Origin of the sequence: Halorubrum sp. Atlit-28R, from assembly GCF_003665955.1 — an archaeon.
GTDB lineage: Archaea > Halobacteriota > Halobacteria > Halobacteriales > Haloferacaceae > Halorubrum > Halorubrum tropicale.
In genome coordinates, this window is record NZ_QPLS01000004.1 from 65,436 (window position 1) to 81,382 (window position 15,947).

General features: G+C 71.0%; 18 protein-coding genes and 1 tRNA gene. 12 read left to right on the top strand and 7 right to left on the bottom strand.

Annotated elements, in window-relative coordinates:
- Positions 1–42 precede the first annotated feature (42 nt).
- The 3 genes from DVK06_RS07760 to DVK06_RS07770 form a co-directional block, all read right to left on the bottom strand.
- On the bottom strand, positions 43–786 hold the full coding sequence (locus DVK06_RS07760) for a DNA polymerase sliding clamp (RefSeq protein ID WP_006114658.1): 744 nt from the start codon (positions 784–786) through the stop codon (positions 43–45).
- 61 nt (positions 787–847) lie between these two features.
- Positions 848–1,153 (bottom strand): hypothetical protein, encoded by a 306-nt coding sequence (locus DVK06_RS07765; RefSeq protein WP_121599885.1) that lies wholly within the window; start codon positions 1,151–1,153, stop codon positions 848–850.
- Between the two features lie 130 nt (positions 1,154–1,283).
- Positions 1,284–2,687, bottom strand: a complete 1,404-nt coding sequence (locus DVK06_RS07770) for a phosphoglucomutase/phosphomannomutase family protein (RefSeq protein ID WP_121599886.1) — start codon at positions 2,685–2,687, stop codon at positions 1,284–1,286.
- A gap of 144 nt (positions 2,688–2,831) precedes the next feature.
- Here DVK06_RS07770 and DVK06_RS07775 point away from each other — a divergent pair, with 144 nt between their 5' ends.
- From DVK06_RS07775 to DVK06_RS07810, 8 genes are all read left to right on the top strand, one after another.
- Complete coding sequence (locus DVK06_RS07775; protein ID WP_053770309.1) at positions 2,832–3,386, top strand: NADPH-dependent FMN reductase; 555 nt, start codon at positions 2,832–2,834, stop codon at positions 3,384–3,386.
- A 70-nt stretch (positions 3,387–3,456) separates the two neighbouring features.
- Complete coding sequence (locus DVK06_RS07780; RefSeq protein WP_121599887.1) at positions 3,457–3,828, top strand: rhodanese-like domain-containing protein; 372 nt, start codon at positions 3,457–3,459, stop codon at positions 3,826–3,828.
- 85 nt (positions 3,829–3,913) lie between these two features.
- On the top strand, positions 3,914–4,462 hold the full coding sequence (hjc, locus tag DVK06_RS07785; protein WP_053770311.1) for a Holliday junction resolvase Hjc: 549 nt from the start codon (positions 3,914–3,916) through the stop codon (positions 4,460–4,462).
- 66 nt (positions 4,463–4,528) lie between these two features.
- Entirely contained in the window at positions 4,529–5,497 is a 969-nt protein-coding gene (gene rio1 / locus DVK06_RS07790) for a serine/threonine-protein kinase Rio1 (RefSeq protein WP_121599888.1), read from the top strand.
- Positions 5,498–5,600: 103 nt separating this feature from the next.
- On the top strand, positions 5,601–6,143 hold the full coding sequence (locus DVK06_RS07795; protein WP_121599889.1) for a KH domain-containing protein: 543 nt from the start codon (positions 5,601–5,603) through the stop codon (positions 6,141–6,143).
- Positions 6,144–6,309: 166 nt separating this feature from the next.
- A complete protein-coding gene (locus DVK06_RS07800; protein WP_121599890.1) occupies positions 6,310–6,993 on the top strand; it encodes a hypothetical protein in 684 nt (227 codons plus the stop codon).
- Positions 6,994–7,264: 271 nt separating this feature from the next.
- Positions 7,265–8,917 (top strand): thermosome subunit alpha, encoded by a 1,653-nt coding sequence (gene thsA, locus DVK06_RS07805; RefSeq protein WP_121599891.1) that lies wholly within the window; start codon positions 7,265–7,267, stop codon positions 8,915–8,917.
- A 311-nt stretch (positions 8,918–9,228) separates the two neighbouring features.
- A complete protein-coding gene (locus DVK06_RS07810) occupies positions 9,229–9,885 on the top strand; it encodes a lactate utilization protein (protein WP_121599892.1) in 657 nt (218 codons plus the stop codon).
- Between the two features lie 136 nt (positions 9,886–10,021).
- Here DVK06_RS07810 and DVK06_RS07815 read toward each other — a convergent pair.
- Positions 10,022–10,095 (bottom strand) — tRNA-Lys (locus DVK06_RS07815).
- Positions 10,096–10,200: 105 nt separating this feature from the next.
- Here DVK06_RS07815 and DVK06_RS07820 point away from each other — a divergent pair.
- Positions 10,201–11,532: a M20/M25/M40 family metallo-hydrolase gene (locus tag DVK06_RS07820; RefSeq protein ID WP_121599893.1), complete on the top strand. Its 1,332-nt coding sequence runs from the start codon at positions 10,201–10,203 to the stop codon at positions 11,530–11,532.
- A gap of 42 nt (positions 11,533–11,574) precedes the next feature.
- Here the strand turns inward: DVK06_RS07820 and DVK06_RS07825 are convergent, their stop codons facing one another.
- Together DVK06_RS07825 and DVK06_RS07830 are read right to left on the bottom strand one after the other, a co-directional pair.
- A complete protein-coding gene (locus DVK06_RS07825; RefSeq protein WP_121599894.1) occupies positions 11,575–12,237 on the bottom strand; it encodes a hypothetical protein in 663 nt (220 codons plus the stop codon).
- A gap of 83 nt (positions 12,238–12,320) precedes the next feature.
- Positions 12,321–13,019 (bottom strand): SdpI family protein, encoded by a 699-nt coding sequence (locus DVK06_RS07830; RefSeq protein WP_121599895.1) that lies wholly within the window; start codon positions 13,017–13,019, stop codon positions 12,321–12,323.
- A gap of 108 nt (positions 13,020–13,127) precedes the next feature.
- On the opposite strand from DVK06_RS07830, the gene DVK06_RS07835 reads away from it, so the two are divergent.
- From DVK06_RS07835 to DVK06_RS07845, 3 genes are all read left to right on the top strand, one after another.
- The gene (locus tag DVK06_RS07835) at positions 13,128–13,973 is read left to right on the top strand and encodes a tetratricopeptide repeat protein (protein WP_121599896.1); all 846 of its coding nucleotides are present in this window, start codon (positions 13,128–13,130) and stop codon (positions 13,971–13,973) included.
- Positions 13,974–14,273 carry a DUF424 domain-containing protein gene (locus DVK06_RS07840; protein WP_053770320.1) on the top strand — a complete coding sequence of 100 codons (300 nt, stop codon included), beginning with the start codon at positions 13,974–13,976 and terminating at the stop codon, positions 14,271–14,273.
- A gap of 115 nt (positions 14,274–14,388) precedes the next feature.
- The gene (locus DVK06_RS07845; protein WP_121599897.1) at positions 14,389–14,691 is read left to right on the top strand and encodes a hypothetical protein; all 303 of its coding nucleotides are present in this window, start codon (positions 14,389–14,391) and stop codon (positions 14,689–14,691) included.
- A 33-nt stretch (positions 14,692–14,724) separates the two neighbouring features.
- Here the strand turns inward: DVK06_RS07845 and DVK06_RS07850 are convergent, their stop codons facing one another.
- The gene (locus DVK06_RS07850; protein WP_121600044.1) at positions 14,725–15,834 is read right to left on the bottom strand and encodes an alanine--glyoxylate aminotransferase family protein; all 1,110 of its coding nucleotides are present in this window, start codon (positions 15,832–15,834) and stop codon (positions 14,725–14,727) included.
- Positions 15,835–15,947: the final 113 nt, after the last annotated feature.

The following is a 15,947-nucleotide window of genomic DNA, read 5'->3' on the forward strand; positions in this document are numbered from 1 at the left end:
ACGAGACCGCTGTTCCTCCCGAAACGGCAGAATTCGGGCGCGTTAGTCGCTCTGAATCCTCGGCGCTAGCATGAAGGTCACGTTCCCGAGCCCCTCCGCGAAGCCGTAGTGGAGCTTGACGGGGAACTCCTCGCCGAGCTCGACGGTGACCTCGGCGTCGGAGGGGATCGCCTTGTTCATGTCCTTGAGGTAGTCGAGGCTGAACAGCGAGTCGGCGGGGCCGGCGGTGAGCGCGATGAGGTCCTCGCGGTCGAGCTTGAGATTCACGTCGTCGGTGTCGCCCTCGGCCTCGATGAAGAACGCCTCGTCGGTCTCGTCGACGCGGAGGCGGATGTGGTCGGAGACCATGTCGGCGGCCTTGATCCCGCGGTCGAGCTGGGCGCCCTCGACGACGATCTCGGAGGCGAGATCGAGGTCCGGGATGTCCGGCTCCTGGCGGATCGAGTCGGGGTCGATGAGCGCGAGGGTGTACGAGAGGCCGTCGATCTCGATGTGGAGCTTGCGGGTCTCCTCGTCGAGTTCGAGGTGGATCAGGTCGCCGGAGTTGGCCATGCCGGCGATGTCTTCCAAGCGGGCGAGGTTGACGCCGATGACGCCGCCGTCCGCCTCGTACGACTCGAACGCGGCCGCCTCCAGCGTGAGGTCGACCATGCCGACGTTGGCGGGGTCGACGGCCCGGATGGAGAGCTCCTCCTCGTTCAGGCGGATCTTACACTCGTCGACCAACACGCTCACCGAATCGAGCGCGTCCTGAAACGTCGACGCGCCCACGATGGCCTTGAACATATACGTTCAGCTTGGGCGGTATCACCTAAAAAGGCACCCGATCGGAGCGGCGACCGCCGGCTCAGAGCGACCGGATGAGGCGGGCGACGACGACCGCGAGCGTGACGACGGTCCGCCACAGTCGGAGCCGTTCGAGCCGGTATTCGCGCGTGTCGGGCTCGCCCGCCTCGTCGGCCTCGGCCTCCGGCCCGCGGTCGCATTCGCAGGCCGCGTCGCCGTCGGACCGGTCGGGCGGCGGATCGGTCGTTCGGTCCGGCTCGGCTCGGGCGATCCGATCGGTCGCGTCGCGCTTCGGCGGCTCGCCGCGCTCGGTCGGGCTCGGTTCGGCGTCGGTGCGTTCGGTCGCGGGCAGCGGCTCGTCGGGCATGGTGTCTCTCGGCCGCGTCGGGCCGTACGCGACGATACGCGGTTAATTTATAAATAAACGAGCCGAACGCAAGGCGGAACTGAAACTCGTCCGGGCGGCCGGGGCTCCGATCGGTCAGCCCGCCCCGTTCTCAGACCAGCGGCTCGACGAGGTCCCGCCCCTCGCCGAGGAGCTCGTCGACGGCGGCCTCCGAGTCCGCCTCGGCGTACACGCGCAGCTTCGGCTCCGTGCCCGAGGGGCGGACGAGCAGCCACGAGCCGCTCTCCAAGAGGAGCTTGAACCCGTCGAGGGTGACGACCTTCGCGACGGGGGAGCCGCGGACGGACTCCGGGATGTGGTCCTCCAGCTCGTCGAGGACGCCTTCCTTCCGGTCGTCCGGGCAGTCGAGGGACACCTTCCCGGCCGCGATATGCCCGTGCTCGTCGAGCAGGCGGTCGACGCGCGCGTCGAACGGCTCGGCGGCGTGGGTCGCGGCCGCGAGCAGCGCCATCAGCACGCCGTCCTTCTCGCGGACGTGGCCGCGGAGGGTGAACCCGCCCGACTCCTCGCCGCCGAACAGCGCGTCGTGCTCGCCCATCGCCTCGGCGACCCACTTGAAGCCGACCGGCGTCTCGTACACCGATTCGCCGTGTGCCTCCGCGATGCGGTCGACGAGGAACGTCGTCGAGACGGTGCGGACCGCGGGCCCGGAGTCGGCCTCCAGCAGGCGGTCGTAGCAGGCGGCGTAGAAGAGGTTCGCGTCGAGGACGCCGCGGTCGGGCGTGACGACCGCGATCCGGTCGGCGTCGCCGTCGTTTGCGATCCCGAGGTCCACGTCGCTGTCGGGGTCGGTGACGCGGTCGGCCAGTTCCCCGAGGTGTTCCGCCGAGGGCTCGGGGGAGTCGCCGCCGAACGTCACGTCGCGCTCGCAGCGCAGGCGGACGACCTCCGCCCCCGCAGATTCGAGCAGCGCGTCGGTGACGCCGCGCCCGCTCCCGTGCATCGCGTCGTACGCGACCGTGAGCCCGGAGAGGTCGACGCCGCCCTCCGCCCCGGCGAGGTTGCCCACCACCTCGCGGGCCGCGTCGGCGTGGTCGCTCACGAGGTCGACGCGCTCGATTCCGCCGCGCTCGGCCTCGGGCAGCAGGGCGGGCTCCGCGAGCCGGTCGACGACGTCCTCGGTCACGTCGGGGAGCGCGGGCGCGCCGTCGTGGGGGATGAACTTCACGCCGTTGTACTCGGGCGGGTTGTGGGAGGCGGTGACCATACACGCGCCGGCGAGCCCGCGGGCGACGATGGCGTGGGCGATGACGGGCGTCGGCGCGTCGCGCTCGGGCAAGAGTACGTCGAAGCCGTTGCCGGCGAGCACCTCGGCGAGGCTCTCGGCGAACCCCTCGGAGGTCTCGCGGGCGTCGTACCCCACCGCGACCGGTTCGTCGTGACCGGCCGCGTCGAGGTGGTCGGCGACCGCCTGCCCGACGATCCGCACGCGCTCGTCGGTGAAGGTGTCGAGCGTCGCGCGCCAGCCGTCAGTGCCGAAGGCAATCTCGTCCATACCGACCACGTCGGCGGCGAGGGCAATAATGCCCCGTGCCGGTCGCGAGGCTTGCGACGGGCGCGGCGAGCGGCGGAGCCTGGTGAGCGCCCGACGGCTCCGTCGATCGGCCGCGTTTTTGTGGTCGGACCTCGAACCCGAATCATGACCCGAATCGCCGCCGTCTCCGGCAGCCGGAGCGCGGACAGCACCACGCGGGCCGCGCTCCGCGTCGCGCTCGACGCCGCGGCCGACGCCGGCGCGGAGACCGACCTGATCGACCTCGCGGCCGTCGACCTCCCGCTGTTCCATCCCGACGAAGGCGCGCAGGGCGACAGCGAGGCCCTGAAGCGCCGCGTCCGCGAGGCCGACGGCGTCCTCGCCGGCACGCCCGTCTACCGCGGCTCCTACTCGTCGACGTTCAAGAACTTCCACGACTTCTGCGGCTCAGACGAGTACGCGGACACGGCCGTGGGGCTGCTCGCGACCGCCGGCGGCGGCTCCTACGGCGGGACCTTGGAACACCTCCGGTCGACGTTCCGGAACGTCCACGCGTGGACCGTCCCCCACGAGGTCGGGATCCAGGGCGCCTCCTCGAAGGTCGAGACGGCGGCGGCCGCCCCCGACCGCGGGCCGCGGATCACCGACGGGGACATCCGGCGCCGCACGGAGCGGCTGGGCCGGGTCGTCGTCGAGCACGCCGAGCGGATGCGGGAGTGAGAGTGGTCCCGGTCGCCGAGTGCCGGCCGCGGTCGGCAGGGGTTTCCCCCGCGTGGCCGTCCGTCCGCCCATGAGCCGCATCCGCCCGGACGAACTCGACGAACGCCTCGGCACCGACGACGAGCCGTTCCTGCTGGACATTCGGCCCGAGTCGGACTACGGGCACCGCGCGATCGACGGGAGCCGGAACGTGCCGGTGTACGACGACCTCCGGAGCGGCGACGACGCCCAACTCCGCCGCCGGCTCGACGAGATCCCCGACGACCGCGAGGTCGTCACCGTCTGTAAGATGGGGATCGTCGCCAAGCGCGCGACCCGCGTGCTCGACGAGGCGGGTTACGAGGCGTCGACGCTCGCCGGCGGAATAAGCGGGTGGAGCGGGTACCAGCGCGGGTCGCTCGGCTACAGGATCCGGTCGCTGTGGTGGCGGCTGCGAGGGTGACCGCGCGCGCGGTCGCGGCACTCGGGCGCCGGAACCCGCCGCCCTTTTGCCCGCCTCGCGCCTACGGCGCCCATGACCGAACCGGGTGACGACGACCGTGTCCGCTAACCGGAAGGGGGACCGCCGCGAGCGCGAGCTGGTGAACGCCTTGGACGAGGCGGGGTTCGCGGTAATGCGCGCGCCGGCCAGCGGCTCCGCCACGGAGCGCGAGCTGCCCGACGTGCTCGCCGGCGACGGCGAGACGTTCTACGCCATCGAGGCGAAGTCGAGCGCGGGCGACCCCATCTACCTCACCGGCGAGGAGGTGGAGGCGCTGCTCTTCTTCGCGCGGAACTTCGGCGCGAAGGCCCGGATCGCGGTCCGGTTCGACCGCGAGGACTGGTACTTCTTCCACCCGGGCGACCTCTACACCACGGACGCCGGCTCCTACCGCGTGAAGAAGGAGACGGCGCTGGCCGACGGCACCGACTTCCCCGAGTTCGTCGGTGAGACCGAGAAGGTGACGCTCGGCGAGGTCGGCGGGGGCGACGGCGACGCGGACGAGGTCGACCCCGAGACCGGGGAGCGGCGGACGATCCTAGAGGCCGTCCGCGACGGCCACATGCCGGTCGAGGACGCGCTCGACGTGTTGTAGCGCGGCGGACCTCCCGCGCCGCGCGACCCCCTCGCTTATCCCTCGTCGCGTCGAACCCCGGGACGAATGAGCGAGGACTTCGGCCTGCTCGAACCCGCGGACCAGCCCGGCGACGAGTGGGAGCAGCTCGACGTCTCCGACACCGAGGCCGACCGGATCGCCCGGCGGCAGGACCGCGAGTTCGACGAGTTCCGCAAGCGGATCAAGGACACCGAGCAGTTCAAGCTACAGGAGTCGGTGTTCGATGACGCCACGCTCGCGGCGGTGTACAAGCTGGTCCAGGACGGCTACGTCGACGCCTTCGGCGGGCCGGTGTCTACGGGGAAGGAGGCGAGCGTCTTCGAGGCGCTCGGCGGGCAGGCCGGCGAGCGACCGGAGCCGGGGTCCGAGGCGGCCGGCGGCGGCCCCGAGGGCGTCGCGCCCGATCGCGAGGTCGCGGTGAAGGTGTACCGGATCAACTCCTCGAACTTCCGGCAGATGCGCGAGTACTTAGAGGGCGACCCGCGCTTCGAGGGGATCGCGAACGACAAGAAGGCGGTCGTGTTGGCGTGGACCCGCAAGGAGTTCGCGAACCTCGAACGCGCGCGCAAGGCGGGCGTCCGGGTCCCCGAACCGATCGCGGTCCAGCGGAACGTCCTCGTGATGGAGCTGGTCGGGCACGCCGAGGACCGCGCCCGGCGGCTGAGCGAGGTCGACGTGGAGAACCCCGAGACCGCCTACGAGGTCGTCCGCGAGTACATGCGCCGCCTGTACGGCGCCGGGCTGATCCACGGCGACCTCTCGGAGTACAACATGATCATCCACGAGGGCGAGCTGGTGATCATCGACCTCGGGCAGGCGGTGACGGTCCACCACCCCAACGCCGGGGAGTTCCTGACGCGCGACTGCGAGAACGTGGCCGCCTTCTTCACGCGTCAGGGGATCGACGTCGACCCCGACGACCTCCGCGCGTACGTGACGGAGCCCGAACCGGATCCGACGGGTGAGCCGGGAGCGGACGGCGAACCGGAGTCGGACGAAGGGGCGACCGAGTAGACCGACGCGGGCTCCGGCGTAAGCGGCCGAAGACCACCGTCACGCGGCCACACACCGCCCGCGGCGGAACACGCTTAAAAGGCTCCGCCGGGTACCCCGTGGCATGCAACACGTGACGGTTCCGCAGGACCGGATCGGCGTCGTCATCGGCGCCGGCGGCGAGACGATGCGGGAGATCGAAGAGCGGGCGAACGTGCGGCTCGACATCGACTCCGAGTCGGGGAGCGTCGCCATCGAGGAGCGCGACGACCCCGTGGCGGCGATGGTGGCCCCGGACATCATCAAGGCGATCGGTCGCGGCTTCAAGCCCGAGACGGCGCTGTCGATCCTCGACCACGACCTCCGGACGCTCGACCTGATCGACCTCTCTGAGCACACCCGCAACGACAACGACCTCCAGCGCAAGAAGGGCCGGATCATCGGCGAGAACGGTCGCACGCGCGAACTGATCGAGGAGCTGTCGGGCGCGAACGTCGTCGTCTACGGCTCGACGGTTGGCGCCGTCGGCCAGCCCGAGGAACTGGAAGTGGTCCGGCGCGCGGTCGGGATGCTGCTCGACGGCGCCCCGCACGGCGCGGTGTACTCGTACTTGGAGCGGATGTCGAACGAGCTCGACGACGACGTGAGCTTCAGCGCGCCACAGTAAACGAGCGGATTCGTTTGTCGTCGCGGTCGACGTCTCGGTTCGTGACCGATTCTTCGGCGCTGTCGAGACCCGGCCACGCGCCCGAACATTCGCATAAATCCCCGCCTCGGACCGGACCCGTGCCTTGAGACACAAGTTCTATCATCCTATGATAGCAGGTACTCGTATGGCCCTCCCCTCTCGTCGAACCGTCCTCATCGCGCTCGCTATCGTCCTCGTGACGGTTCCTCTGTGGGCTCCGGCGCTCGACGTCACCGGCCAGGACTACGAGTACCGGGCCGCGCCCGTAACGGTCGAAGACAACCGGATCGGCGTGCCCGAGCTCCCCGTACAGCTCACGGGCGTCGAAACTATCGATTGCTTCCACGAAATCAGGCCGTCGAGACGCTGTGTCTTCGAGGCATCGCTACTCGATGACGGATCGGTACAGGCGACCCACCCGAATATCCCGTCCCTCTCGATGGATCCGTCGCTCAGCGCGCGGGAACGGTACGTGGCGTTCCCCAGCGACGGACGCGTGTTCGAGCGAACCACCGACTGGAACGCCTCGGCGCGCGCCTACGTCCTCGAGCTGCGGCGTGCGAACGCCAGCCGAGTCCTCGCCGACGCGGCCCAACGGGTCGGCTACTACGATCGACCCCTTCGGGAGGCCGTCGCAACCGGGTCTGCCCGGGCCAGTGACCCCCTCCCAGAACCGACGCTGGTCTCGTCTAACGGCCGCTACTACGTCGTCTACACCGCCGGTCCCCGGACGTTCCTTCCCGAACGACCGGTCACGGAGCGCGTCCTCTCGGCAGGTGCCGTGTTCGGCGGCGTGCTGATCCTCCGGCGAGTCTGGGACGGCGGGTAAGGTAGGCCGGTCGACCGTCACTGTCATTGCGCTCCCGCGTCGTTCGCTCCGGCCGCTCACAGGCACGCGCCACCGCGAAATTTCCTACTCCGATTCGCGGCCAGTACTTGATCTGGAGTTCTATATAAAAGGCCGTGTGAACGCACCCCATACCGGGCAACACTCCCCCACCGTGTTGCGGTTTCGCACGATGTGAGCGAAGGATTTATATAGAATCACAAACAATCAGAGGTTGATTATGTCTCAGCGACAGCGGATGGGCAACCAGCCCATGATCGTACTTTCCGAAGAGTCGCAGCGCACGTCCGGAAAGGACGCGCAGAACATGAACATCACGGCCGGGAAGGCTGTCGCGGAGTCCGTCCGCACGACGCTCGGCCCGAAAGGGATGGACAAGATGCTCGTCGACTCCGGCGGGTCCGTCGTCGTCACGAACGACGGCGTCACCATCCTGAAAGAGATGGACATCGACCACCCGGCGGCCAACATGATCGTCGAGGTCTCCGAGACGCAGGAGGAGGAGGTCGGCGACGGCACCACCTCCGCGGTCGTGGTCGCCGGTGAGCTCCTCGACCAGGCCGAGGAGCTCCTCGACCAGGACATCCACGCGACGACCCTCGCGCAGGGGTACCGCCAGGCCGCCGAGAAGGCCAAGGAGATCCTCGACGAGGAGGCCATCGACGTCTCCGCCGACGACCGCGACACGCTCGTCGAGATCGCCGAGACGGCGATGACGGGCAAGGGCGCGGAGAACTCCAAGGACCTCCTCGCCGAGCTCGTCGTCGACGCCGTCCTCGCGGTCCAGGACGACGACGGCATCGACACGGAGAACGTCTCCGTCGAGAAGGTCGTCGGCAGCTCCATCGACGAGTCCGAGCTCGTCGAGGGCGTCATCGTCGACAAGGAGCGCGTCGACGAGAACATGCCCTTCGCGGTCGAGGACGCCGACGTCGCGCTGTTCGACGGCGCCATCGAAGTGAAGGAGACGGAGATCGACGCCGAGGTCAACGTCACGGACCCCGACCAGCTCCAGCAGTTCCTCGACCAGGAAGAGGAGCAGCTCCGCGAGATGGTCGACCACCTGACCGAGATCGGCGCCGACGTCGTCTTCGTCGGTGACGGCATCGACGACATGGCGCAGCACTACCTCGCGCAGGAGGGCATCCTCGCCGTCCGCCGCGCGAAGTCCGACGACCTCAAGCGCCTCGCCCGCGCGACCGGCGGCCGCGTCGTCTCCAACCTCGACGACATCGAGACGGACGACCTCGGCTTCGCCGGCTCCGTCGCCCAGAAGGACATCGGCGGCGACGAGCGCATCTTCGTCGAGGACGTCGAGGAGGCGAAGTCCGTCACCCTCATCCTCCGCGGCGGCACCGAGCACGTCGTCGACGAGGTCGAGCGCGCCATCGACGACTCGCTCGGCGTCGTCCGCACGACGCTGCTCGACGGGAAGGTGCTGCCCGGCGGCGGCGCCCCCGAGGCCGAGCTGGCGCTCCAGCTCCGCGACTTCGCCGACTCCGTCGGCGGCCGCGAGCAGCTCGCCGTCGAGGCGTTCGCCGACGCGCTGGAAGTCGTCCCGCGCACCCTCGCCGAGAACGCGGGCCTCGACCCCATCGACTCGCTGGTCGACCTCCGCTCCCGCCACGACGGCGGCGAGTTCGGCGCCGGTCTCGACGCCTACACGGGCGACGTGATCGACATGGAGGCCGAGGGCGTCGTGGAGCCGCTCCGCGTCAAGACCCAGGCCATCGAGTCCGCCACCGAGGCGGCCGTCATGATCCTCCGCATCGACGACGTCATCGCCGCGGGCGACCTCAAGGGCGGCGGCACCGACGACGGCGGCGACGACGGCGGCCCCGGCGGCGCGCCCGGCGGCATGGGCGGCGGCATGGGCGGCATGGGCGGCATGGGCGGCGCGATGTGAAGTTCGGCGAGAACTCACACAGCCCCCTGACCCCGACCTGACGCCGAGCCGCACCGCCTCTCGACCGACCGTCGCGCGCCCCTCCGGGCCCGCCGACACGCGACTTTTATCGACGACCGGACCCGCGTAGCGACGCGCTCGTTCCTCGGTCCGGATCCACATCTCTCCATGCCGAGTCCCGCGCTACCGACCCCCACATTCGGCTCGCGCGACACGAGGGTAACACCCGCGTCACCACCGGACGGCGGTGTCCGCGAGCGGTTAAGTGACTCCCGGCCCTCCGATGATCCGACGAGGTTCTCACGTTCACCATGCCACAGCAGAAGGCCGACTACGCAGCCGACGCCGATATCGACGCGGAACTAGACGAGCTTCCCGACGACGAGACGGTCGAGGAGACGGTCGCGAACCTGGAGGAGCGCGGCTTCGACGCGGTCGTCGTCGACGACGCCGACGAGGCGCTGGAGACCGTGACGTCGCGGATCCCCGCCGGGGTCTCCGTGATGAACGGGCACTCGACGACGCTCGAAGAGATCGGGTTCGACGAGTTCCTGAGCGAGGGCAACCACGAGTGGGAGAGCCTCCCGGACCGGATCTGGGACATCGACGACGACGCGGAGCGCCAGGCCGCGCGGCGCGAGTCCCAGACCGCGGACTACTTCCTCGGCGGCATCAACGCGGTCGCGCAGACGGGCGAGCTCGTCGCCGCCGACCTCTCCGGCAGCCGGATCGGCGCGTACCCGTTCGCGGCGGGTAACGTCGTCATCGTCACCGGTATCAACAAGATCGTTCCGACGCTCGACGACGCCCTCGACCGGCTCGAGTCGGTCGCGTACCCGCTGGAGAACGAGCGCGCGCAGGAGGCGTACGGCGTCGAGTCCGCCATCGCGAAGCAGCTGATCTACCGCCGCGAGACCGAGGAGGGCCGCACGACGGTCGTCCTCGTGCGCGAGCAGCTCGGGTACTGAGCCCGCGCCGACGCTCCAGGCGCTTTTTCCTCCTTTCGACGGCCTCGCCTACTCCGTTCGCTGCGCGCGACCGGTCTCTTCGAATCCCTCCCGATCGGTTCGCTCGACGGTTCGCGCTGCTCACCGTCTCGCTGTACGGGCCGGGAGGGATTCGAACCCCCGACCGTCCGGTTAAAAGCCGGACGCTCTCCCTAACTGAGCTACCGGCCCAGACGAACTGTCGTAGGGTCAGCCGACGGATAAACGTTTAGAACCGCGGTAGGGGTCGGCGTCGCCACCCGAAACGGTTTCCCGGCCCCCGCCGTCGCCGCGACCATGGACTTCGACATGCGCGCGTTCGCCGCCGACCTCTGTCGGCACCGCTCGACCGCCGGCGAGGAGGCGGCCGCGGCCGCGTTCGTCGCGGAGCGACTCGCCGACCTCGGCTTCGAGACGTACGCCTGGGACGCCGACCCCGCCGTCCTCGCGGGCCACCCCTCCTTTCCGGACGACCTCGACGCGGCGGCCGTCGAGGGGCGGCGCAGCGTCGCGGGCGTCCTCGAACTCGGCGGCGCGAGCGACGCGACCGACGCGGGCGACGGGGACGACTCGGTCCCCACCCTCGTGTTGAACGGCCACCTCGACGTCGTCCCCGCCGAGCCGGCCGAATGGTCGAGCGACCCGTTCGAGCCGGTCTGGGGCGACGCCGCGGCCCGGGACGCCCCGCCCGGTCGCGACGGCGAGACGCTCACCGCCCGCGGCGCCGCCGACATGAAGTCGGGGCTGGCGGCCTGCGTCGGCGCCGCGGTGGACGTCCGCGAGGGGGTCGCGGACGGCTCGGTCGACCTCCCCCCGTCCGGGCTCCGGCTCGTCGTCGAGGCCGTCGCGGGCGAGGAGGACGGCGGCTACGGCGCCGCGACCGCCGCGCTCGCGAGCCCGTACCCCTTCGAGCGCGACGCGGCGATCGTCGCGGAGCCGACCGAGCTGCGCCCCGTCGTCGCCTGCGAGGGGTCGCTCATGGCCCGGCTGGAGATCGACGGGCGGAGCGCGCACGCGGCCACCCGGTGGCGCGGCGAGGACGTGCTCCCGCGGTTCGAGGCCGTGCGAGAGGCGTTCGCCGACTTAGAGGCCGAGCGCGCCGAGTCGGTGTCGCACCCGCTGTACGAGTCCTTCCCGGTCCCGTGGCCGGTCGTCTGCGGTCGGGTCGAGGCCGGCTCGTGGGCCTCGACGGTCCCGGCGACGCTCGACGCGGAGTTCCGGATCGGCGTCGCGCCCGGCGAGACCGTCGCCGAGGTGGAGGCGGCGTTCCGCGAGCGGCTGGACCGGGTCGCGGCCGACGACCCCTGGCTGCGCGAGCACCCGCCCCGGTTCGAGCGGTTCTCGGTCCAGTTCGAGCCGGCCGAGATCGCCGTCGACGAGCCGGTCGTGGAGGCGGTCCGCGCCGGCCTCGCCGCGACCGGCCACCCGGACGTCGAGCCGCGGGGCGCGACGTACGGCGCGGACTCGCGACACTTCGTCGCCGCCGGGATCCCGGCGGTGCTGTTCGGTCCCGGCACCATCGACGAGGCGCACTACCCGGACGAGACGATCGCGTGGGAGGAGGTCGTCGCGGCGCGGGACGCCGTCGCCGCCGCCGCCGAGCGGTTCGCGACCGACTACGCCGCCTAGTCGGCGACGCGCGGTTCCCTCGATCGTCGTCGTCGGGTCGTTTTACCGTTCGTCCCCGAGGTACTCGTCGAGCGCGTCCGCGACGATCGCGCCCGGATCGACGGTCTCCATGGAGGCCCGGCGGCGCAGTTCGACGTAGGTGTCCGCCGGGAGCCGGAGCTGAAGCCGGCCGAGTTCGACCCCCGCGTCGCGGACCGCGGCCGCGACGTCCGCCCCGTCGTTGACCGCCGACGCGACGGCGCGCACCTCGCGGACCGTGAGGTCCCCGTCTATCGTCGCCCACGCGAGCAGGTAGCGGTCCCGCCCGCCGAGCCGCGCGACGTGTTTCGCGGCGCTGGGCGCGATCCGCCCGTTGGCGACCTGCCGCCGGACCGCCTGCGGCAGGTCGTGGACCCGCGCCCACTTGCGGATGAACGCGACGGAGACGCCCTCGCCCCCGCGCTCGGCCGCCTCTTTGTACGACCCCACGCCGCGGACGAGCGCCGCGCAGGCGGCGGCGCCGCGCAGCATCAGGACGTTGTCGTCGTCGCTCACGTCGCCGGCCGCGAAGCGGGCCACCGTCTCCGCGGCCTCCGCGACGCTGTCGGGGTCGTTCGGGTCGAACCCCACCGCGTCCGCGGCCCGGTCGCCCGTCACCGCCGGGTCCGACCGGACCACCGGTTCGCCGACGGGGGACCGCCGGTCAGCGCGTGACTCCTCGGTCATACACGTCCCTTCGGGGCCGCAGGTATAAACGCCGGGCACCGGGGCGGAACTCGCCCGAACGCGGGACGCCCCCGGCGCGGGCCTTACTTCGCCGTCCGGGCGCTCGCGTCGCCGTCGTCCCCCTCGTCCGGTCCGCGCGCGTACAGGACGTACGAGTACGCGACGGTGGCCGCGGCGGTCGCGAGCGCCGGCCCGACGAGGAAGTACACCGCGTACTCGCCGGCGAAGAGGCCGACGACCGCTATCGCGGCGGAGAGCTTGAACAGCCGCGCGCCGAGCGCGTGGGTCCGGTCCCACACGGCGTCGTCGCTGAGCGTCCACGGCGTCCGGATCCCGACGAACCAGTTCGGCTCGACGTGCGGGAGCAGCGTCCCGAGGTAGTAGAACAGCGCGGCCGCGCCGGCCACGGCGAGCGTCGTCACGTCGACCGCGTAGCCGAGGTTGACGGCGAGCACGGCGAGGTGAACGGCGACGAGGAACGCGGTGACCACGACGACGAACCGGTCGTAGTGGACGCGGAACGCGGCGATGTTCTCCCCGAGGGGGTCGATCCGCGGGAGCAGCGCGAACAGGCCGATCAGCCCCGCCGCGAGCCCCGGCACGAACCACATCCCGAGCGTTCGCGGGAGGGTTCCGGTCGGCTCGCCGGCGCCGTTCCACTGCGTCACCATCCGCTCGGGCAGGTCCGGTGCGACCGCGAGGCTGGCGGCGGCGCCGACGGCGACGAGGAGGGCCGCGGCGCCGAACCGGAGCCGCGTGGAGAGTCGGGAGTCGGAGGGCATACGCGCGGAGAGACGGGCCCCACCGACGAAAAGCTTCACCCGTGGGAGTCGCCCCCGCGGGCCCGGCACGACGCAACCCTTAGGCGTCGTGACCGCCAATCCGGGCGTATGACCGACGAACGCGACGACGACGGCCACGAGTTCTCCTCGGGGCAGGGCGTCGACGCCGACTACGACGCGTTCACCCTCGACCCGCCCGAGTTAGGCGAGGACCCGAGCCGCGTCGACCCCGTCGACTCCCGGGTGCTGACCGAGGAGCTGGACCGCCGGAACATCGGCAGCGAGGACGTCGACGTCGAGCAGCTGATCGACGTCGGCCTCTCGTACATGGGGATCAACCGCTTCGAGGAGGCGACGGAGACGTTCGAGCGCGCCGCCAACTTCGCCGAGGAGGGCTCGCTGGAGGCCCAGGAGGCGTGGGTGAACAAGGGCGCCGCCCACGCTCAGTTGGAGGAGTTCGACCAGGCGATCGGCGCCTACCAGGAGGCGCTGCGCATCGACGAGGAGTCCGAACACGCCGCGACCGCCGAGACCAACCTCGCGTACGCCCTCTGGGAGTCCGGCCGGGGCGAGCAGGCGCTCGAACACGCCGAGCGCGCCGTCGAGACCGACCCGCGCTTCGCCGAGGCGTGGTACAACCGGGGGTTCCTCCTGGTCGAGCGCGGCCTCGCCGAGGACGCCGTCAAGTGCTTCGACAACGCGATCCGCCTCGGCTACCGCGACGCGGGCGTCTTAGAGGAGAAGGCCCGCGCCCTCGAGGAGGCCGGCGACCACGAGCAGGCCGAGGAGGTCGCCGACCGCGCCGAGGAGCTCCGCCGCGAGGCGGAAGAGCAGATGGTCGAGGAACAGACCGGGCAGGCGCCCGGGCCGGGCGGCCAGCCCCCGCGGGGCGGTCGCGGCGGCGAGGAGGCCCCGGAGCGCGAGCTCCAGGGCGAGGGGCCCGAGGGCTTCTGAATGCTGCTCCGCGAGCGCGAGACCGCCGAGGGACGGCTCGTCTCCGTCTGCGACCCGGACTGTCTCGGCGAGACGTACGACAACGGGCGCGCGACGCTCACCGTGAGCGAGGCGTTCTACGGCGGCGACGACGCCGTCGAGGCGACCGCCGACGAGGTGGTCGAGGGGCTCCGGCGCGCGCAGGTCGCGAACATCGTCGGCACCGAGGCGGTCGGCGTCGCCGTCGAGGCCGGCCTCGTCGACGAGGAGACCGTCCTGGAGTTCGACGGGACGCGGCACGCGCAACTGCTCTGGCTGTAGACGCGGCCCGGTCCGACTGACCCGGACGCGCGGTCCGTCGACGTCGCGGTCGCCGTCGCCCGCCGTCTCGCCGGGATCCGAACCGGCTAAGGGCGCGCGCGACGAGGCAGATCCGATGAGACGACTCACGCGGAGCGAACTGGCGTCGCGGCTGGGGCCGCGGCAGCCGTCGGACGCGTTCTGGCGCCGCGCCGTCGACCGGGGGGAGGCGGCGCTCGGCGTCGGTCCCGACGCGGTCGCCGCGGCGGCGAGCGCGGGCGCGACCGCGGACGGCGGCGACGAGCGGCGCGAACCGCTCGCCACCGGCGACATCGTCGACGTCGGCGACCACGCGTTCGTCGTCGTCGACGCGACCCCGACCGAGGCCGGCGGGCGGACCTACCGGATCGAACTGGTCGCCGACCGCGACGGGGACTGACGCGGCTCGAACTCGGTCGGTGCGGGCGCCGGATTACAGGTCCGCCACGTCCTCGATGGCGTCGGTGAGCGCTTTCACGCTCTCGACCGTGTGCTCGCCCATGTGCCCGATCCGGAACGTCTCCTCGCCGAGGTCGCCGTAGCCGTTCGAGAAGGCCATGTCGTACTCCTCGTTCACCTCCTCGATGGTCGCGGCCACGTCGATCCCCCGCGTGTTCTCGATGCAGGCGACCGTCTGCGACTCGTAGCCCGCCTCGGGGAACATCGCGAAGTGCTCGTCGGCCCAGTCGTGGACGTACTCCATCATCTCGCGGTGGCGCGCGTCGCGGGCGCGGTGCCCCTCGTCGAGCATGCGCTTCATCTGCGTGCGGTACGCCAACATGATCGGGATCGCGGGCGTCGAGTGCGTCTGTCCCTTGCGGTCGTAGTAGTCGATGGTGCGGCGGAAGCCGCCGTACCACGAGGAGTCGCCCTTCTCGACCTCGCGGTCGTAGGCGTCGTCGCTCACGACGCAGACGGCGAGCCCCGGCGGCATCGCGAACGCCTTCTGGGTGGACGCGAAGACGGCGTCGATCCCGTGTTCGTCGATGTCGACGTAGTCGCCGCCGAGCGAGGAGACGGCGTCGACGGCGAAGTAGGTGTCCGGGTACTCCTTGAGGACATCGCCGATCTCCTCGACCGGGTTCCGGACGCCCGTGGAGGACTCGTTCATCACGCCCGCGACCATGTCGTAGTGGACGTCCGCGGACTCGATCGCGTCGCGCACGTCCTCGGGCTTGACCGCCTCGCCCCACTCGTACTCCAGGCGGTGGACGGTCTTCCCGAGCCGCTCGGCGACGTTGGCGTAGCGCTCGCTGAACGCGCCGCAGGTCGGCACGAGGACGTGCTCGTCGACGAGGTTGAGCGTCGTCGCCTCCCAGAACTCCGTGCCGGAGCCGGTGAGGATCACGACCTCGTTGTCGGTGCCGAGGAACTCCTTCGTGTCCTCGACGATGGTGGTGTAGAGGTCGGTCATCCGGTCCATCCGGTGGCCGAACATCGGCTCGGCCATCGCCTCGATGACGTCGTCGCGGACCTCGGTCGGGCCGGGGATGAACAGCGTCTTCTCGTCGTAGTCGTCGCGGTATTCGCGTTTCTTCGTCACGGGATCCACCTGTTAGATCGTACCGGGGCGCGTGAGGGTATGGTCCTTGTGTTCCGTTCAAAAGGCGCGACGCGCGGTCGCCGTCGCCTCACGGAAACGGTGCCGTCGCCCGG